Annotated in this window: 16 protein-coding genes and 1 pseudogene; 10 read left to right on the top strand and 7 right to left on the bottom strand. The window is 70.2% G+C overall.

What is annotated here, in order from left to right:
* Positions 1-135 precede the first annotated feature (135 nt).
* Complete coding sequence (locus tag ACZ67M_RS34980) at positions 136-1,029, bottom strand: sigma-70 family RNA polymerase sigma factor (protein ID WP_469854033.1); 894 nt, start codon at positions 1,027-1,029, stop codon at positions 136-138.
* 135 nt (positions 1,030-1,164) lie between these two features.
* Between ACZ67M_RS34980 and ACZ67M_RS34985 the strand changes: the two genes are divergently transcribed.
* The 5 genes from ACZ67M_RS34985 to ACZ67M_RS35005 all read left to right on the top strand — a co-directional run bounded on the left by ACZ67M_RS34985 (position 1,165) and on the right by ACZ67M_RS35005 (position 6,508).
* Positions 1,165-1,299, top strand: coding sequence for a hypothetical protein (locus ACZ67M_RS34985; protein ID WP_469854034.1), 135 nt, complete (start codon positions 1,165-1,167; stop codon positions 1,297-1,299).
* A gap of 188 nt (positions 1,300-1,487) precedes the next feature.
* Positions 1,488-2,138: a hypothetical protein gene (locus tag ACZ67M_RS34990; RefSeq protein ID WP_469854035.1), complete on the top strand. Its 651-nt coding sequence runs from the start codon at positions 1,488-1,490 to the stop codon at positions 2,136-2,138.
* 34 nt (positions 2,139-2,172) lie between these two features.
* The gene (locus ACZ67M_RS34995) at positions 2,173-3,747 is read left to right on the top strand and encodes a TIGR03086 family metal-binding protein (RefSeq protein ID WP_469854036.1); all 1,575 of its coding nucleotides are present in this window, start codon (positions 2,173-2,175) and stop codon (positions 3,745-3,747) included.
* 107 nt (positions 3,748-3,854) lie between these two features.
* Positions 3,855-4,514 (top strand): transposase family protein, encoded by a 660-nt coding sequence (locus ACZ67M_RS35000; RefSeq protein WP_469854037.1) that lies wholly within the window; start codon positions 3,855-3,857, stop codon positions 4,512-4,514.
* 341 nt (positions 4,515-4,855) lie between these two features.
* The gene (locus ACZ67M_RS35005; RefSeq protein ID WP_469854038.1) at positions 4,856-6,508 is read left to right on the top strand and encodes a TlrC/CarA/OleB/SrmB family ABC-F type ribosomal protection protein; all 1,653 of its coding nucleotides are present in this window, start codon (positions 4,856-4,858) and stop codon (positions 6,506-6,508) included.
* Positions 6,509-6,870: 362 nt separating this feature from the next.
* Here ACZ67M_RS35005 and ACZ67M_RS35010 read toward each other — a convergent pair whose 3' ends face one another.
* Entirely contained in the window at positions 6,871-8,073 is a 1,203-nt protein-coding gene (locus ACZ67M_RS35010) for an alpha/beta hydrolase family protein (protein WP_469854039.1), read from the bottom strand.
* A 263-nt stretch (positions 8,074-8,336) separates the two neighbouring features.
* A complete protein-coding gene (locus tag ACZ67M_RS35015; protein WP_469854040.1) occupies positions 8,337-8,933 on the bottom strand; it encodes a TetR/AcrR family transcriptional regulator in 597 nt (198 codons plus the stop codon).
* 126 nt (positions 8,934-9,059) lie between these two features.
* On the opposite strand from ACZ67M_RS35015, the gene ACZ67M_RS35020 reads away from it, so the two are divergent.
* The 3 genes and pseudogenes from ACZ67M_RS35020 to ACZ67M_RS35030 all read left to right on the top strand — a co-directional run bounded on the left by ACZ67M_RS35020 (position 9,060) and on the right by ACZ67M_RS35030 (position 11,337).
* On the top strand, positions 9,060-9,845 hold the full coding sequence (locus tag ACZ67M_RS35020) for an SDR family oxidoreductase (RefSeq protein ID WP_469854041.1): 786 nt from the start codon (positions 9,060-9,062) through the stop codon (positions 9,843-9,845).
* Positions 9,846-9,891: 46 nt separating this feature from the next.
* A pseudogene (locus tag ACZ67M_RS35025) lies at positions 9,892-10,701 on the top strand (DNA primase family protein); the annotation flags it as partial.
* A gap of 201 nt (positions 10,702-10,902) precedes the next feature.
* Entirely contained in the window at positions 10,903-11,337 is a 435-nt protein-coding gene (locus ACZ67M_RS35030; protein ID WP_469854042.1) for a DUF6009 family protein, read from the top strand.
* A 51-nt stretch (positions 11,338-11,388) separates the two neighbouring features.
* Here ACZ67M_RS35030 and ACZ67M_RS35035 read toward each other — a convergent pair whose 3' ends face one another.
* The gene (locus ACZ67M_RS35035) at positions 11,389-12,306 is read right to left on the bottom strand and encodes an alpha/beta fold hydrolase (RefSeq protein ID WP_469854043.1); all 918 of its coding nucleotides are present in this window, start codon (positions 12,304-12,306) and stop codon (positions 11,389-11,391) included.
* 85 nt (positions 12,307-12,391) lie between these two features.
* On the bottom strand, positions 12,392-13,333 hold the full coding sequence (locus ACZ67M_RS35040; protein WP_469854044.1) for an RNA polymerase sigma factor: 942 nt from the start codon (positions 13,331-13,333) through the stop codon (positions 12,392-12,394).
* Between the two features lie 645 nt (positions 13,334-13,978).
* Between ACZ67M_RS35040 and ACZ67M_RS35045 the strand changes: the two genes are divergently transcribed.
* Positions 13,979-14,989, top strand: coding sequence for a M28 family peptidase (locus ACZ67M_RS35045; RefSeq protein WP_469854045.1), 1,011 nt, complete (start codon positions 13,979-13,981; stop codon positions 14,987-14,989).
* 3 nt (positions 14,990-14,992) lie between these two features.
* Here ACZ67M_RS35045 and ACZ67M_RS35050 read toward each other — a convergent pair whose 3' ends face one another.
* Entirely contained in the window at positions 14,993-15,418 is a 426-nt protein-coding gene (locus ACZ67M_RS35050; protein ID WP_469854046.1) for an SsgA family sporulation/cell division regulator, read from the bottom strand.
* Between the two features lie 292 nt (positions 15,419-15,710).
* Here ACZ67M_RS35050 and ACZ67M_RS35055 point away from each other — a divergent pair, with 292 nt between their 5' ends.
* On the top strand, positions 15,711-16,517 hold the full coding sequence (locus ACZ67M_RS35055; protein WP_469854047.1) for an alpha/beta hydrolase: 807 nt from the start codon (positions 15,711-15,713) through the stop codon (positions 16,515-16,517).
* 18 nt (positions 16,518-16,535) lie between these two features.
* Here ACZ67M_RS35055 and ACZ67M_RS35060 read toward each other — a convergent pair whose 3' ends face one another.
* The gene (locus tag ACZ67M_RS35060; protein ID WP_469854109.1) at positions 16,536-19,283 is read right to left on the bottom strand and encodes a helix-turn-helix transcriptional regulator; all 2,748 of its coding nucleotides are present in this window, start codon (positions 19,281-19,283) and stop codon (positions 16,536-16,538) included.
* Positions 19,284-19,300 lie beyond the last annotated feature (17 nt).

Raw genomic sequence — 19,300 nt, forward strand, 5'->3', positions numbered from 1 at the left:
CGCCCGGCGCGACGTTCTTCGACCAATCGCAGTCCCGTAGAGCGGTGGCGCCCCATGACGTCGGCTGCCCCCGCGGGCCTTCCCTGCCCTAGGGCAGGGAAGGCCCGCGGGGGCAGCGCACTGGCAGGAAGGCGATCAGACCTGGTCGGGAGCCAGGTCGAGCTGGGCCAGTCGTGCGGGATCACTGAGGATGTCGATGGCGGCGATCCGGCCGCCGGTGACGGTGAAGCTCATGACGGACAGCGGCTTCCCGCCGAAGGTGTTGACCAGCCCGGCGGAGCCGTTGACCAGTGTCGCGTGTGTAGTGGCGGCGGTGGCCATCCGCTGGAAGGTCTCCAGCTGCCCGGCCACCGTGGTGGCGCCGCGGATCGTGCGCAGGCCACCGGTGAGCGCGCCGCCGTCCGCGCGCAACACCACGTCCGGGTCGAGGAGTGCCAGCAGCGCATCGAAGTCGCCGCCGCGGGCAGCGCTCAGGAAAGCATCCACCACGCGGCGCTGGCCGGCCCGGTCCGGGTCCGGGGGCGGCGTGGTGCCGCGGACCCGCAGCCGCGCGCGGCTGGCGAGCTTCTTGGCCGTTGCGGGCGTGCGGTCGACGATCGGCGCGATCTCTTCGAAGGGCAGGCCGAAAAGGTCGTGCAGCACGAACGCCAGCCGCTCCGCCGGGCTGAGGGATTCCAGCACTACCAGGAGGGCCAGGCCCAGCGAGTCCGCCAGCAAGGCCTGCTGTTCGGGGTCGGCACCGTCCTCCCGGCTGATCACCGGATCGGGCAGCCGCCGCTCCCAGGGCTCCTCGCCGCGACGCTTGCGGGCACGGAGCATGTCGAGGCAGACCCGGCCGACCACAGTGGTCAGCCACCCCCCGAGGTTCTCGATCCTGCGGTCGTCGGAGCCTGACAGCCGCAGCCAGGTCTCCTGGATCGCGTCGTCCGCCTCGGCCAGGGAACCGAGCATGCGGTACGCCACCGCGCGCAGATGAGGCCGGTACTCCTCGAACCGCGCGGCCAGAAATTCAGGGGGAGTCACGATCACGAACCTTTCGCCGACGGCATCGCCTTTCTGACGTCCCGCCCCACTGAAAGGTGACCGGCTCCTGTTCGCCGGCCTTTCGGCAGAGCCGGGGCGGTTGTGTGGAGGTCATCCGCACGGGCAGGCGTGTACTCGGAGATGAAGCGCTTCGTCGAGTACGACACCGTCCCGCTGAGGCTGCTGACCGCCGCCAAGCGTGCCGCGCTGAGCGGACGGCAGCGGGCGGCGGCCGACAACCGGCGGCGGCGCCACACCGATGGCTGGAAGACATGACCTCGGCCCAATGAGCGACTTCCATCCTGAATTCGCAGGTGGGGCAACTGGTGTGGGTGGAGATTGACGTGCTCGTGCTGCTCTCGGTTGTGATCGCTAGCAGGTGATCGTCTGCCTCGGGCCGGTTCGCGGGTTCTGGGGTGGTCCGCCCGATGCGTCTCGTAGGTTCCGCAACGGGAGGGAGTCGCATGGTGGACGTGCTGACGTGGACGATCGAGCGGCGGATGCGACTGACTGAGCGGGCCGAGCTGCTGCGCAAGGAGCTGGCGGAGATTGACGCCGAGCTGGGCCGATTGGAGGCGGCCGAGGTGGTGTGCGGGCAGTGGGCCGAAGCGACGGACGGAGGACGGCGGCCCTCGGGCATCGTGGAGCCGGAGCCGGAGCCGGAGCCGGAGCCGGAGCCGGAGCCGGAGCCGGAGCCGGAGCCGGAGCCGGAGCCGGAGCCGGAGCCGGAGCCGGTGGTGGTGACGCCCGGGGCGGGTGGGATGCGGCTGATCCCGGACCGCGTGGAGGGCATGGGGGTGGAGGCGCTCACGCCGGAGTACCGGCGGATTATGGAGATCGTCGCGAAGGCGTCGGGGCCGGTGATGGCCAGGGACGTCGTGCTCGCGCTGGGTCGGGGAGAACACCCCGGGCAAGGTCGAGCCGGTCCGCGGCCAGTTGCGCAAGCTGTCGGACCGGGGCTGGCTGTCGCGCACGGGCTCCGGACGCTATTTGCCGCGCTGACCACCGGCTGCGGTCCGGCGTCGGCGTACAGATCTCTGTGTCCAGCCGCGTACACCTCAACGTGCCCATGGAATCGCGTGGCGCAGACATGGCGGAAGCCGGGCGCCTGTTGACTCTCCCTTCGTGGGAGACCCAAAGGTGGAGCGCATGCACGTCGGTGACAACACGTTCTGGAGTATCGGGGAGGTTGCCCGGAAGACCGGGCTGTCGGTAAAGCTGATCCGGCACTGGTCCGACACCGGGGTCATTCACCCGGCAGGCCGGACTCCGGCCGGCTACCGGCTGTACGGCACCGAAGCCCTGGCCCGTCTGCAGCTGGCGCGGACACTGCGAGGGCTGGGCCTGGGGCTGGCGACGATCCGCGACGTACTGGAACGCGAGAACACCCTGTCGGAGGTGGCCGCAACGCACATCGACGCGCTGGAGAGGCAGATCCGTACGCTGCGAACGCAGCAGGCGGTGCTGCGCTCCGTCACCCGCCGCAACACCACTGCCGAGGGGCTCACCATCATGACCGAGCTGGCGCGCATGTCCGCCGCTGAACGCCGTGCCGTCATCCAGGACTTCGTCACCGACACCTTGGGGGAACTGGACGTACCCACCTACCGAGGGGGCCTTCTGGCAGCGACCCCGGACCTGCCCGCCGATCCCACCAACCAGCAGGTCGACGCCTGGCTCGAACTGGGCGAACTCGTCAGAAACCCAGCTCTGCGCACCGGTCTGCGCCGTATGGCCCACTACGCCGCCGAACACCATCCAGGCGAGCACGACGACAGCGCGTTGCGGGACGCCGAGCGGGTGACAGATGACTGGCTGCGGCGAGTGGAAACCGCGATGGTGCAGGGAATCGCCGCGGACTCGCCGGCGGCCGACCCCATCGTCACCGCCATCGTCGAGACGTGGATCCCCACGCAGGCCGCTCTGGACGACGAGACGCTCGTTGACGACGCGCAGACGCGGGGTCTGCTCCTTGAGCAGCTCGAAGTCGCCTCCGACACGCACGTGGAGCGGTACTGGCAGCTGCTGTGCATCATCAACGGCTGGCCCGTGCGGCCCAGCATGGCGGAAGCCGGTCGATGGCTGACGACGGCATTGAGAACGCATCCTGAACCCGGTGCGCGAGCCGCACAACTCGCTGAGATGTACGACGCCGGTAAGGACGCGTGGGGACCGACCGGCGTACTCCATGCCTGTGAGGAAGTCCTGGACGCCGTCGGCAGGCTCGTCTCTGCGGTGGAGCCGGGCCAGTTCGCCCAGCCGACGACCTGCGCCGACTGGGACGTTCAGGCCCTCCTCAACCATCTCGTCTGGGAGAACCTGCTGTGGGCCGGCCTGGCCAACGGAACCCCCCGCTCTGACTTCACCGCCGACCACCTTGGGGACGACCATGTCGCGGCTTTCCGTACCGCGTCCCAGGCCGCACGGTCGGCCTTCGCAGGCCCGGGCATGCTCGAACGGCGCTACGGGCCCGCTCCCGGGCGACGGCTCGTCGAGCAGTTGGTGATCGAGATGCTGGTTCACGGCTGGGATCTGGCCCAGGCCATCGGGCGCCCCTACGACAGCGTTCAGCACATCGCTGAGACGGCCCTCCCTGTCGTATGCGAGATCTACGGCGATCTGCCCCGTACTGCCGGGGGTTCCTTTGCCGAGGCGCAGCCGGTACCCGCTGAAGCCAGCCCGCTCGACCGTCTGGCCGCCTACCTGGGCCGCACCGTCACCTGACGAACACGAGCACGCTCCCGTGTACCTGGCTGAGCGCGTTCGCGCGTACGCCGACATCGCCGGTTGCGGCCGTAACACGATGTCCCTCGGCGGGAGTTGGCGCCTGTGTGAAGAAGCAGCCGCCCGCCGAGGTCCCTCCCGGTGTTGTCTACCAGGTCCGGCTTCCCGTGTCGAAGCGGACCGTCGATCTCGTCGCCGGCCTGATACGCCGCAGGCGCAAGCAGCTGGACATCCGCTGGCGCGAGGCCGCTCCGGGCATGCAGGCGATCGTCGTGCTGGCCGTCCTGCGCCACGACCAGCGCCTGGCCGACGTGGCCGGCGGCAACGCCGTCTCGGCCGCCACCGTCCGCCGCTGGGTCCTGGAAGTGATCGACCTGCTCGCCGCCCGGGCCCCGCGTCTGGACCGGGCCCTGAAGAAGATCGCCCGTCGGGGCGGTGTGGTGGTCCTGCTGGACGGCACCCTCGCACGCACCCGCCGCCGCACCGGGGCGGCCAACCGCAAGAACTACAGCGCGAAACACAAGGCCCATGGCCTGCTCTTCCTCGCGCTGACCGACGAGAAGGGCAACCTGATCCGGATCTCCTCCGCCCGCCCTGGCCGGGCCAGCGAGATCACCGCCACCCGCCACGACCACGCCGCCGTCGAGCACGGCTTCGCGCACCTGAAGACCTGGCGCATCCTGACCAAGGTCCGCATGAACGCCCATCACGCCACTACGTTGCTGCGGGCCCTGCTCGTTCTGGCGACCTGCAAAGTCCAGCGGTGACAGAGAATCACCCGACAGTGATCACTCCGCCTGCCAGCACGAGGACCGCATCACGGGCCCACACCAGTACCGCGACCTGCGAGTTCAAGATGAAATGATTTCAATGGGGCGAGCCCATCGTTGCGTGTCAGCGGGCGGTACCGCTATGGTCCGTATATGGGATCTCTGTGATTGATGAGGATGCCCGGCGTTGAGCTGACTCCGCTGCCGCATCCAGCAGTGCGCTCGTGACACACCCTTGAGGTCATGTTCGCAGTGGTGTTGTCCCTGCTGCTTCCCGTTGCTTCTGCGAGCGCGCTCACGCATCCACTCATCCTCATCGTGAAACGGGAGACCTACGCGTGTCGATTGCGCAATACGTCCTGCACGACATCACGAAGCGTTACCACGACTGTGTCGTGCTTGACCGGGTCGGTTTCAGCGTCAGTCCAGGCGAGAAGGTCGGCGTGATCGGCGACAACGGCTCCGGCAAGTCCACGCTGCTCAAGGTCCTCGCCGGCCGCGTCGAGGCCGACAACGGCACGCGCACCGTGGTCGCTCCCGGCGGCGTCGGCTACCTGGCACAGACGCTGGAACTGCCCCTGGACGCCACCGTTCAGGACGCCGTCGACCTGGCCTTGTCCGACCTGCGCGAGCTCGAAGCGGCGATGCGCGAGGCCGAGGCGTACCTGGGCGAGAGCGACGTGAAGGGCTCGGAGCGCGAGCTGTCCGCCGGCCTGCGCCGCTACTCCACTCTGGTCGAGCAGTACCAGGCGCGCGGCGGCTACGAGGCCGACGTGCGGGTGGAGGTCGCCCTGCACGGCCTCGGGCTGCCGAGCCTGGACCGCGACCGGAAGCTCGGCACCCTCTCCGGCGGTGAGCGCTCCCGGCTCGCGCTGGCCTCGACCCTCGCCTCGTCGCCGGAGCTGCTGCTGCTGGACGAACCGACCAACGACCTCGACGACCGGGCGATGGAATGGCTGGAGAATCATCTGTCCAGCCACCGCGGCACGGTGATCGCGGTCACCCACGACCGGGTCTTCCTCGACCGGCTCACCACCACGATTCTGGAGGTCGACTCCGGCAGCGTCACGCGGTACGGCAACGGCTACGAGGGCTACCTGACGGCCAAGGCCGTGGAACGCGAGCGGCGGCTGCGCGAGTACGAGGAGTGGCGGGCCGAACTCGATCGCAACCGGGGGTTGATCACGTCCAACGTCGCGCGGATGGACGGCATCCCGCGCAAGATACCCCTCTCCGTATTCGGTCACGGCGCCTACCGCAGGCGAGGTCGCGACCACGGCGCGATGGTGCGGATCCGCAACGCGAAACAACGCGTGGCGCAGCTCACCGAGAATCCGGTGCATGCTCCCGCTGACCCGTTGTCCTTCGCCGCCCGCATCGACACCGCGGGGCCGCAGTCGGGGGAGGCGGTGGCTGAACTCACCGACGTGCGTGTCACGGGCCGTCTCACCGTCGATTCCCTGACGATCCGGGCCGGTGAGCGGCTGCTGATCACCGGCCCCAACGGCGCGGGCAAGACCACCTTGCTGCGGGTGTTGTCCGGGGAGCTGGAGTCGGAAGGCGGGTCGGTGCGAGCCGGCGGCCGGGTCGGCCACCTGCGGCAGGACGAGACACCCTGGGCACCCGACCTGACCGTGTTGCGAGCCTTCGCCCAGGGCCGGGAGGGCTATCTGGAGGACCATGCGGAGAAGCTGCTGTCGCTCGGCCTGTTCAGTCCGACCGACCTGCAGCGACGGTTGAAGGACTTGTCGTATGGGCAGCGCCGCCGGGTTGAGATTGCCCGGCTGGTGAGCGATCCGACGGACCTGTTGCTGCTGGACGAGCCCACCAACCACCTCACTCCGGTCCTGGTCGAGGAGTTGGAGCAGGCACTCGCCGAGTACCGCGGCGCCGTCGTGGTCGTCACCCACGACCGGCGGATGCGGTCCCGGTTCACCGGCGCCCGGCTGAGCATGAGCGACGGCTACATCGCCGAATTCAGCGCGGGCTGACCGGGCCTCGACGAGGGGCGGGCTTGGCGCCGCCCGCCCGAAGGCGCCACACCGACGGACTGGGGCGGTGCTGAGCGGCCCTCACCGAAACGGGGGCCCACCGACACGAAGCCGTGGTAACCCGCGGTCACTCGCGCAGCGGCACATTTCGCGGGCTGCGGGGCTGGGCGTCGGATCCAGCCGAAGAATCCCGCACACGTGCCGCCGCAGTCGACGAGGAGGAGGACTGCGTTGCCAGCCGGTATCAGCTGACGCTGAAGTCATGGGCGGGGCCGTCGCGCCCCTCCACCGGCTGCAGATCGTCGAGCGAGGCTGGAGCCGGTGCTGCGAGTAGCGCCGTGGGAAGTGGTCTGCACGTCTTGTCACAGCCGAGGGAACTCGATCTCTGGTCGATCGGCCGACGGGCTGTCGAGCAGGGGGCGTGCCCTGCCGCGCAGATGCGTGTCCAGGAAGGCGGCCGTGTAGTCGCGGGTGAGCTGCCATGAGCGCTTACCCGAGAGCGTCGCCGCGGGGTCGGAGAGACCCAGCCGGTCGGCCAGGACCGGCAGATCCGTAAAAGTGAAGTGTTCGGCCCCGGTGACGGTCAGCCAGCGTTTCCAGCCGTCCAGGCGGGTCCAGGCATCCTGCCAGTCGCTGTCCGGGCTCTCGGGGCTGTGGGTGGCGGAGGCGCCCATCATCATGAAGGGGCGGCCGTCCAGACCTGCCCGCGGCAGCGGCATGAAGAAGTTGCCGTCCAGATTCACGCCCGCCCGCACACGCTTGTCGCGCAGCATGACCGCGGCGGCCGCAGCGCCACCGATGGAGTGCCCTGCCACCGCGATCCGCTCGGCGTCGACCATCCGCGCGTACGGAAGCCTTCTGTGCCCGCGGGGTGTGCTCGACGGTGCTTGCGGCGCCGTCACCTGGTCGATCACGAAGGAGAGGTCACGTGCCCGGTTCATGACCACCTGAGCCCGCTCTTGGTCCGTGGCGACTTGCTCGCACGCAAGGCAAGTGAGCATCCGTCCGCCGGGGAAGGCAGTGCCGACGGACTCATAGGCGTGGTCCACGGCAGCGACCACATACCCGCGGCTTGCCAAGTCGTCTGCCAGAGCGGTGAGCGTGCTGCGCGGCATCGAGAACCCCGGTGACAATAGCACCAGCGGGAAACGTCCGTGCGCGGGAGCGGCGTCGACACGAGTGTGCGTACGCACACCGCTGATGACCGCGGCCGGCACGACACCGTCCAAGCCGCGCGCCTCCAGCAGCAGACGGGCCTCCGCCCTTGTCATGTAGGCGGCTGCAGCGCCCCTGCCAGGGCGGGCTGGGTAGTGCATCGACACCATCAGCTCCCTGTGAGCCGAGGGCACCCACGGGTCGCGACGCCGATGATCGGACAGATGCAGCGTCTGCCTGCCCACTGCGTACCGCCCCTCAGGTCGCGGCAGCGATATCTCCGACGCTGCCGTCTGCCAAGCGGAGGCGCCCGGAGAGGGCTCTTCAGCGGCGACGACCGGGGTATGGGACGCGAGGGCCAGTGAAAGACCCAGCACGGTGACGGCAGTAGCAGCACGGGCGAGATTCATGACACCGGACAGTAAGCGGACTGCAACCCGAACTCATCCCACGACGGCGGTAGTTGGGCCTCATCCCGTAGGAGGGGGGGCTCACCCTCAGGTCGCATGGCTTGGACGTCGTGCGCACACCGATCGACGGAGCTGTCGTTTCGGACAGGGGCCGGCTGGGCATCGGGCAGCCGGATAACCGGAGCCGGCAGGCCGCGTACGAAACGCTCGTCAATGACCGCATCAGCGTATCCCGCAGTCCTGCGATGACTCCGGGTGCGCTTCTAGATCTTGGGGTTCAGCGGCTGCTGGCCGACGCCCGTCAGCAGTGTGTCCACGACCAGCGTTGCCAGTTCATCCAGGTCTTGGGCCTCAGTGGGCTGGGTCTGCGCAGCTTCGTGGATCAGCGCGTAGTACGTGCGCCGGGCCCACACCAGGTTGATGTCGGGTCGTAGAGCACCCGCGTGATGCAGCCGCCGGAACAGGCTGTCGCATTGCTCGTGGACATCCGCATGTACGCGTGCAGCCTCGGAATCCTCCGGCTTGACCGCGTTCATGGCGAATCCCCAGCCGATCTTGACGCGGAGCACATTCGCGGTCACCTGATACAGCGCGACCAGCGGGGGAGCGGTCTGAGGGCGGGCGCTGGTGACGGCGTCGTGGAACTGCTGAGTGGCCCAGGCTGTCATGGCATCGATGAGGGCCTCGCGGCTGCTGAACCGGCGATGCACTGTCGTCCGGGCGACGCCCGCGGCCGCCGCGATCTGTTCCATGGTGGCTGCGGGATTGGCGCTCAGCACGCCTTCCGCGGCCTCGAGGATCGCCTTCGCTGTCCGTTCGGCGTCTGCACGCATAGGCCGTACTTGCCTCTCCTGTTCCATGTGACCTCCTCTGGGCCCTCAACAGGTTACGCGACAGTCGCCACTCAGCGCATACTTGCAACATCAGTGTTGCAAGTCATAGGTTAGATGCATCAACGATGACGTCGATCGCGTATGGAGGTTCTCATGGATCTGCAGCTGGATGGCAAGGCCGCTGTCGTGACCGGCGCAAGCCGAGGCATAGGACTAGCCACGGTCTCAGCCTTGATCGGCGAGGGAATGCGGGTCCTCGTCGCAGCACGGACGATCACGACCGAGCTCCAGGCCACGGGGGCGCTCACCATGTCCATCGACCTGTCCACCCCCGACGGCCCTGCTCGGCTCATCGAACGGGCAGAGACAGAGCTCGGGCGGCTCGACGTACTGGTCAACAACGTCGGAGGTGGTGACAGCGGTGGCCAGACCGGCGGGTTCCTCGCCTTCACCGACCAGCAGTGGAACAGCGCGTTCGACTTGAACTTTCTCGCGGCAGTCCGCACCACACGAGCCGCAATGCCCCATCTTCTGGCAAGCCACGGCGCGATCGTCAACCTCTCATCCAACAGCGCCCGAATCCCGCATGCCGGCCCGATCACCTACACCACCGCCAAGGCTGCGCTCACTGCCTTCGGGAAGGCAGTAGCGGAAGAGTTCGGCCCGCAAGGAGTGCGCATCAACACCGTCTCACCTGGCCCCGTCCTGACGCACATGTGGGAGTCCTCGGACGGTTATGGGGCAGAACTCGCCGAGTCCCTGGGGCTGAGCCGGGAGGAACTGGTGCACAACCTCCCCGCGGCCATGGGGATGGTCACGGGCCGACTCGTGAAGCCGGCGGAGGTCGCTGACCTTGTTGCGTACCTCGCTTCACCGCTCGCAGGCAGCACCACCGGCGCAGACCACATCATCGACGGGGGCGCGGTCAAGTCTGTCTGACGCAGCAACGCCAGCACCGAGCAGCAGCTCGCCCACAAACGGTCCCCCGTTCCTGCACGGCGAGGGCAAGAACGGCAAGTCCGTGCTGCTCGACATCATGATTCAGATCCTTGGTGACTACGCGGATGCCGCTCCACCGGGTTTCCTGATGGACCGGGGGGCCTTCTCGGAGCACTCCACCGAACTCACCGAGCTGCACGGGCGACGCCTGATCGTGTGCAGCGAGCTGAAGCCGAACGACAAGTTCGACGAGGCCCGGGTACGGCTGCTGACGGGTGGCGACAAGATCAAGGCCCGGCGCATGAGGCAGGACTACTTCTCGTTCACCCCGACCCACCACCTGTGGCTGCTCGGCAACCACCGTCCGGAGGTCTCCACGGGCGGCTTCGCCTTCTGGCGCCGCATCCGGCTGCTGCCCTTCACGCGCACGGTCCCCGCCCACCGTCGGATCGACAACCTCGCCTTCGAACTGGTCCGTGACGAGGGCCCGGGCATCCTCCACTGGCTGATCGAGGGCGCGCGGCGCCATCTGCGTACCAGGGACCCGCTGGAGGGCCCCGACCGGGTCCGGATCGCGACCAGCGCGTACGCCACGACGGAGGACCACATCGGACGGTTCTTGGCCGAGTGCTGCACGCGGGGCGGCGAGGGCGGCAAGGACCTGAAAGTGGAGCAGGGGCTGCTGTACTCGGAGTACAGCTCCTGGTGCCATGCGGGCGAGGGCATCCGGCCGGCGACTCCCCGGGCCTTCGCCAACCGCGTCCGCCAGGAGGTCGGAGTGGCCTCGCCGACCGACATGATCAAGTCGAACGGCCGGAAGTACTATCCGGGCATCGCGTTGCTGGAGCGCCCGTGACGGCCGTCCTGCTCCCGCTCCGTCCACCACGTCGCCCCCTCGGCCGTCGGCGGGCGTTCTACGATGATGGAGGGCAGCCGCTCGCGGTGGTCCACGCAGAATGGCCCGCGACCCGGCGATGAGTGGACCGGAACGACACGGACAGACGTCGCGCACGGTGTCATCGCCGGCGAGTACGCCGCCGAAGGAGGGGCTGCATCCATGAGTTCGCTGTTGACCGAGAGCGACCTCATCCACGAGGCCGAGATGGTGTGGCTGGAGAACCTCGAAGGACTCCACTACGTACGCCAGGCGCTGGACAAAACCAGGCGGCGCAACACGAAGCCGCCCTACGCACGGGACGGCCGGATGGTCGGGTACGCCCTGCTGGACGAGAACGCCTCTCCCGACCCGGACAGCGGTCTGAACAAGCGCCGGGTCTTCTTCCTGCTGCCCCATGACCGGGACAGCCTGCCCAACGGTCTGTACCGGGAGGGTGCGCCGGGCGAGGCGGTCGATCCGCGCACCATCGCTCCGAAGAAGCCCGGGGTGAAGACGCCCCGGTCACAGAGCGGTTCCGCGGCCGGGTCGGCGTCCGCGTCCTGCGCGCGGCTCCGACAGGCCTCCGCTACCACGACGAGCGCTTCTTCGCGCTGAGTTCATGGCCGCGTGCCCTCGGTCCGGCAGGCGGCCATGACGGGGACCCCCCTACGAGGGACCGTCCGCGGGGGCGGTCTCGAGAACGAAACGGCGGACCCCGTCCGCGAACAACTCGGGCTCTTCCACATGCCCCATGTGACCGCTGTTCTCCAGAAGCAGCAGGCGCGCGTCGGGGATCAGATCGTGCAGTTCCAGCCCCCAGCGCGGGCCGCAGATCACGTCGTGCCGTCCCACGACCACCAGCGCGGGCACGACCAGTTCCTTGAGTGCGGCCCGGTCGTCGATCACGTCGGGGGTGCCGTCCTCGCCCAGGCCCGAGATGTACACGGCCCGCACCGCGTCCCTGAAGGGGGCAAAGCGTTCCCCGTCGCCCCAGAAGTCGGCGAAGTAGGAGGGAAGCACTCCCTTGGCGACCGCCTCGGTCTGCTCGTCGTCGGACATCGTGGACATCGCGTCGAACGCGGCGAGCACACCTGGCAGTCCCGGATGACCGGCGTGCTTCGCGGCGAATGCCTGCACCAGGCGGCCCGCCTCCGCGCCGTGCTCCGGGCCGGAGACGGGGGCGCCCTCGTACAGCACCACGCCCGTGAGCCGATCGGGGCGGTGCAGGGCGTGGTAGGCGGCGACGAACGCGCCGTGTGAGTGTCCGAGCAGGTGCACCTTCGGTACACGGAGCCGTTCGATGAGGATCTCCAGGAAGCTGCTGTAGCGCTCGCGCGTGTATCCGTGCGGGTGCGAGGGCAGGCGACTGTCCAGCGCGGTGCCGACGGGCTCGACGTACACCATCGTGAGGTGCTCCTCGAGCGCCGGTATCCGCAGGTACTCCCAGAGGATGCCGGGGCCACCGGAGTGGACGACGCACACCGGGCCGGTGCCGTGGACGTGGTAGCGCTGTACCAGCCCGGCCAGTTGGTAGCTGTGGGTGCCGGGTGAGAGGGGGTCGGTGTCGGTGATTCGTGTGCTCATCGGTGCCTCCTGGGGCAAGCGGTGGTCTGACACCGACACGATGTCCGGCGCGGCCGAAAGTTCGGTCGCGGCGCTGTGACATGGATCACTCGGCAGGCGCGGGTGGGCGGGGCGCGTGCTGGAGGCGGACGCTGTCGACCCGGCCGGCGTCCAGGGTCATGATCCAGGCGACACCGGGAGGGCAGTGCCCGGGATCGTCCGCCGGATTGATCAGCTCCATCTCCCACACGATCAGGGACCGTCCGGCGACGACGTGCACCGGGCGCTGCCGGACCCCCGCCGAGAGATCACTGTCCATGCCGGTGAGGAGCAGCTCGGGACCGCCGAGGTGTTTCCCGCCGACCGCCAGGGAGAGGGTGGGGGAGTAGCGGTCCTTGACGACCTTGCCGAACTCCCCGCGCTCGGCGGCTGCCAGGGTCGCGTGCGCCTCCTGCCAGCTTTCCCGCGTGCGCAGTCCGGTGTCCTCGTGCGCGGTGGCCGCGGTGGCGGTCAGGGCCTCGGCCAGCGAGGTCCGGGCCTGGCTCAGGCGGCTGCGAACGGTGCCGAGGGGGACCGCGCAGGCTTCGGAGATCTGCCGATACGAGGTGACACCGGTGGAAAAGTACCGCAGGACGACCGGCAGCCGCAGCGCGGGGGAGAGAGTCTCGACCGCCTCCCAGATCCAGTCCCGCATCGCGTGACTATCCAGCACCTGCTCGGGCGTAACGGAGTACGGCGGCAGGGGGACCTCCTCGACGTGCTCCAGGCGGTATGAAGCGCGCAGCAGGGCCCGGGAGCCGTTGCGCACCACCATGCGCAGCCACGGACCCACGGCGTGCGGATCGCGGACGTCCACGATCCGCCGCAGCGCCACCAGTGCCGCCTCCTGCATGACGTCGTCGACGTCCGGGCCCGGCCCCAGCACACTGAGCGCCACCGCTCGCATCCCGGGCCGGTGCCGCTCCAGCAGCAGGGCCAGAGCCGACACGTCGCCCGCCTGGGCCGCCCGGGTCAGTGCGGCGTCCTCCACCGGGCCGGGGTCACTCACGGGCCTGACCATGCACGTTCATCCTTCGTACGCGGGTAGGGCCGCGGGCGGCGGCGAGTGCCCGTGCCGTGGTGTCGTTGAGTTGTGCTGCCGCCCCGGGGGCAACACCGACGACGCTTCCGGTGGCGATGGCCACGGCCGCCGGGGCCACCCCGGCCCCCAAAACGAGGTCGGACTCACATGTGTTACCCCACTCTGCCGTGTCCGCCGGAGACCACGCAATGATGGGAAAAGTGTGAATGCTCATACCTCATACGACACGCACATATCTGGCTCGTCCCGGACTGAACCATTCACCCACCCCGACTCGTTCAGGGAGAGAGCGCCGGTGGCCGGGAGCCGTGGCACGGAAAGGCTGGATCCCCGGCATGACTTCGAAGGACTTCGTCAGGTCCTCGGGCCCGCCCCGCGTTCTGGGGCCGGGCCGGGGCTGAGAGCTGCCAGACCCGGCGCCCGCCCACGATCGGCGGGGGAGTGGGACGGTCGTCCTCGCATCGGGGAAGAGTGCGAGGACGACCGCCGTTCCTGCGGCCGGCCAGCCATAAGAACCTGGCCGCAGGGGCTCCACTAAGGGCAACGGGTCGGGGACCGCGCCGGGTTCACGGGAAACACGGGCAACACCAGAAAAGGGAGGGACGGTTGAGCATGGACGGGCAGCCTCTGCGCGCGGACGCCGCACGCCTGCGCCGGCACGTGGAGTTCCTCGCCGCCGGGCCCCGCAGCCGGCGCCGCGCACCCCGGGCGATGGGGCGGGCCGAGACCTACGTCCGGGACGAACTGGAGGCCGCGGGCTGGCTGGTGGAGCGGCGGCCGTTTGACGCGCGCTGGCAGCTGGGCGCCACGGACCGGCACGGTCACCGGGCGCTCGCCCTCAAACCGCGCCTGCACCGGCGTCTGTCCGGGGCGAACCTGCTCGCCCGGCTGCCGGGCCCGGACGACGGGCCCGTCGTCGTGGTCGGCGCCCACCTCGACAGCGTAGAAGGCAGTCCGGGGGCCGACGACAACGCCTCGGGCGTGGCCGTGGTGCTGGAGACGGCACGGCTGCTGGCCGCCTCACCTGCCGCGCCCCGCGTCGTCCTCGCCGTGTTCGACATGGAGGAACTCGGGCTGATCGGCGCCCGCCAGGCGGCTCGTGAGCTGAGCCGGGGCGGCAGGGTGCGCGGCATGATCTGTCTGGAGTCGGTGGGCTACTTCGACGACACCCCGGGAGCCCAGCGGCTGCCCGCCGGTTTCGGACGGCTCTTCCCCGAAGCGTCCGCCACCACCGCCGCCACCGGCTACCGGGGCGACTTCACCCTGGTCGTGCACCGGCGTTCCTCCGCCGCCGCGGCCGAGATGTGGAAGCGGGCCGCCGTCGCGGCGTCCCCTGCGCTGACCGGCCTGCCCCTGCGCGATCCGCGGCCCGACGGCCTGGCGGGCCTGCTCATCGGTCTGGCCGTACCGCCCGCCAACCACCTGGGCCGCAGCGACCACGCGCCGTTCTGGAACCGGGGTGTGCCCGCGCTCATGCTCACGGACACCGCCAACTTCCGTAACCCGCACTACCACCGGTCGACGGACACGCCGGGAACCCTGGACTACGAGCGACTGGCCGCCGTGACCGAGGCCACCGCGGTGACCGCCGGTTCCTGGCCCGACGCCCCACGTCACGGGTGATGCTCAGTCGTGCTGGGCCTCGCGGGCCGGAAGCAGGCCGGCGCTGGCGGCGTCCCAGTCGACCCCGGCCAGCTCCTGGCCGGCGGGCACGGCCTCGTAGGTGTGCTCCAGCCACTCGGCGAGCGGCTCCACCGGCAGCTCGAAGAGCGCGGCCATGTCGCCCGAGCACAGCTGGAGCCACGCGGTGGCCCGTTCTCCCAGGTGCGACGGCCACATCCGGATGTCGCCGAGGCCGCTGACCGAGTAGAGCCCCTGCTGGAGGAGATCTCGTCCGATCCGCCACTGGACCTTCGGGCCGCCCTGGACCAGCAGGTCCACGGCGACGACCAGGGGGGAGCGGGGGCTGAAGCGGAACTCTGCCCTGACCGTCTGCCGGACGGAGACGTCCAGCACGCGTTCGACGTCCAGGCTCAGCGTGAGGCGGCTCATGTCGGGTCGGTCCTTCCCTCGGCGAATGCTGACAGGCTCCACTCTGGTCACCGCGGCGTCGACGTACATAGGTAAGTTGACCGTCCGCCTTGGCCGGTGATGACGGTGATCGGCATCACGGTGGGCCGTTAGATGAGCCTTTGTCCGCCTTGGTCCGGTGGAGGGGTGCGTCCGCGAGGGGTCGGACATTCAGTCATTCGACTGTCGCCCGGGGCGGGCCCGCTCGACGATCCTGGAGCAGTCGCCCGAGCGTATCGGTGCCGGGTGATCGTCTTGCTCGGAGGATCCAGCCGTGAAACGTACTCCCGTCGTCTTCATCCATGGCGCGTGGCTGCACGCGCTGTCCTGGGAGGCATGGGCGGAGCGTTTCGCCAGCAGGGGGTTCCTCGCCTTCGCTCCCGGTTGGCCCGGGGAGGCGACCAGACCGCTGGACGTGCGCGCGTCGCCCGAGTCGATCGCCGGTCTCGATCTGGCCGCCCTGACGGACCACTACGCCAATATCGTAGGTTCGTTCGATGTCCCGCCTGTGATCATCGGCCATTCCGTGGGTGGGCTCATTGCCCAGCACCTCATCGGCGCCGACGTCGGCCGGGCCGCCGTGGCCATCGCCGCCGCCCCGATCAACGAGGTCCCCCTGCCCACGGCGGTCGTCCCGCTGGGAGAGCGTGGCCGCGCGGTCGGCGAGGCCCCACCGGTGTCGCTGTCGCCGGAGACCTTCCACCGGGTGGTCGCCAACACCGCGACCCGTGAGGAGTCCGACCGGCTCTTCGAGCGCTACGCGATGCCCGCGCCGAGCCGGCTGCTCGCCGACCTCGGCTGCGCCTACGCGGCCCGCAGCCCCTTCACCGGGGCGGACATCGTCAACGCGACCCGCGGGCCGCTGCTGCTGGTGTCGGGGCAGGAGGACCGGCTGGTTCCGGACTCCGTCACCCGCACCGTCTACAAGGAGTACGGCGACTCCACGGCGGTGACCGACCTGAAGCAGTTCGCGGACCGTGCCCATTCCCTCGTCATCGACGCAGGATGGCGTTTCGTCGCCGACTACGTGCTCGGCTGGCTCGAGGAGCGGGGCGTGCGCGGCCTGGTCGAGGAGGACTGAGCGGGCCGTCCGCCGTGTTCAGGCGTGCTGGTCGTCGGAGAGCCTGCCCAGGGCGTCGCGCAGGGCGGCGCGGGAGGTGATGCCGAGTTTGGGGAAGACCCGGTAGAGGTGGGAGCTGACCGTGCGCGGTGACAGGTGCATCCGCTCGCCGATCTCCTTGTTGGTCAGGCCGCCTGCCGCGAGGTCCGCGATCCTGCGCTCCTGCCAGGTCAGCGCCGCGAGGTGCGCCGAGGACGTCATGGTGGACGCGCCGGCGGTCCGCAGCTCCGCGCGTGCCCGCTCCGCCCAGGTCGGTGCGCCGAGCCGCTCGAAGGTGTCGGCGGCCAGGGTCAGGGAGTGCCGGGCGGCCTTGCGGCCCTGGGTGTGGCGCAGGCGGACGCCGTGGGCCAGGCGGATGCGGGCCAGCTCGTAGGGGAAACGGGTGGCGGCGGGGTGGGTCTCGGCCAAGTGGTAGTGGTGGTCCGCCTCGGCGGGGTCGGCGGCGGTCATGGCGAGCGCGCCGTGGGTGGTGACGGCGAGGCGGGGGGAAACGTCCGGCAGGCCGGCCTCCAGTGCGGCGAGGGCGTGGGCACGGGCCTGCTCGGTGCGGCCGGTGTGCAGGGCCGCTTCCACGAGGTCGAGCAGGGTGCGGGGGGCCTGGTGCGCGTAGGGGGTGAAGGTGCCGGGCGGGGTGATGCCGATGGCGTGCAGGTAGGCCGCCTCGTAGTCGCCGTCGGCGAGCGCGGCGGTGGTGCCGATGGCGTCGGCGATCTGGGTGAGGAAGCCGACGCCGCGGGGGCGGGCCCAGGCGTCGACGGCGGCCTGGAGTTCGCGGGCCCGGTCGGTGTCGCCGCGCAGCGCGGCCAGCAGCCCCAGGTAGGCGTGGGTGTGGTGGGTGAACAGGGCGTGCCGGTGTGCCGTCGTCAGCTCCAGGCAGCGCTGTCCGGTGCGCTCGGCCTCCTCCCACTCGCCGACGGCGATCTGGTCGAGCACGATCAGGTGCAGCATCGTCATGGCGTCGGCCAGCGCCCCCGTCTCCACCTCCCGCTCCACGGTCCGCTGGAGGTGCGGGCGGTACTGGCTGAGGGTGTCCACGTGGTAGGCGGCCACACCGAGCCGGGTGACGTCCCAGGGCTCCAGGTCCGCCAGCCCGGCGAAGGCGCGCTCCACCCGCTCGTGCACCCCGGCCCCGCGGAGCACCACGTCGCCCCAGGCGTCCTGGTAGACACGGGAGTACGCGGGCACCAGGTCGCCCAGGGAGTCCAGGAGCTCGTGCACCCGCTCCCAGGTGCCCGCGTCGCTCGCGTACTGGCTGATGGCCAGCAACAGGTCCACCAGGCGGACGAGAACCTCGTCCGGCTCCTGGACGCCGCGGTCGCGCAGCGTCTTGACGGCCGCGAAGACCTGGGCGTGCGAAGAGCGCACGTCCCCGTCCTCGAAGAGGGCGACGTACCCGGTGGCGACCACCGAGTCCGGGGAGTCGGCGATGCCGGACGCGGTGTCGGAGCGGACCAGCCGCTGCGCCTGGTCCAGCCGGCCGGAGTGACCGGCGATGTAGGCCGCGCTGCCCAGCCGCCGGGACCGTTCCGCAGGCGACTCGCTCAGCTCCGCGGCGCGGGTCAGCCAGGTCATGGCCGCGACCGCGCCGCCCCGCCGGATGGCGGAGTCCGCGGCTGCCTCCAGCGCCGCCGCGATCTCCTCGTCCGGGTCGACCGCGGAGGCCGCCAGGTGCGTGGCGCGGCGCTCCACGTCGTCATAGTGCACCCGGGCGAGCGCGGCGTGGGCCGCGCGCCGCTCGTTGGGAGTGGCCGTCTGGACCACGGTGGAGCGCACCAGAGGGTGCCGGAAGACGAAGTCGCCGGACAGCGGATCGATGTCCAGCAGTCCGCGGTCCGCGGCCTCGTCGGCCTCCAGCATCCGGTAGCGCTGGGCGGTGCCCGCCGTACCGGACGCGGTGCCGGCCCCGACGCCGTCCAGGGCGCCGCGCAGCAGCTCCGCGCGGATGGCGGTGCCCAGCGACTCGATGCGGGCGCCGTACACCTGCTGCAGGCGCTGGGGAAGCGGGACGCCGGTGTAGCCGAACACCTCGCCGGCGGTGCGAGCGCTCCGGTGGGCGCGCACGTACGGCGGCAGTTCCAGCAGGGCCAGCGGGTTGCCCCGTGCCTCGTCCAGGACCAGCCGGCGGATCTCGGGGTCCAGCTCCGGGTGGTGTGCGTCGAGCAGTCGCTCACTGGCCTTCTCCGACAGCGTCGTCACCGGCAGTTCCGGCAGCGCGGCGGTGTCGAAGCCCGAGGGGACCTCGGAACGCAGGACGACGACGAGCTTGACCGAACTGCCGGTCAGGCGTCGGCCCACGAAGCCGCACACCTCGGTGCTGGAGGCGTCCAGCCACTGTCCGTCGTCGAGTACCAGCAGCAACGGCTTCTGCGAGGCCGCGAGGGAGAGCAGGTCCAGTACGGCGATGCCCAGGGTCATGACCGACGGGGCAGCCCCCGCGCTGCGGCCGAAGACGACGTCGAAGACCTGCCGGTGCACCTCGTCCAGCCGGTCGATGTAGGGCAACAGCGGGTACAGGAACTGGTGCAGGCCCGCGAAGGGCAGCTCCGACTCCGCCTCGACGCCGGCGGCCCGGATCACCCGCTGCTTCTCCTGCGCCGCCAGGCCTGCGACGTGTTCCAGCAGGGCGCTCTTGCCCACGCCCGTGTCGCCACGCAGAACGAGGGCCCGCCCACCGGGGGCCGTGACGAACTCCGACAGCGTCCTCAGCTCGTCGTCGCGGCCGACCATGGCCCCGAAGTCCGACT

This window comes from Streptomyces sp. NPDC107500 (assembly GCF_055582785.1).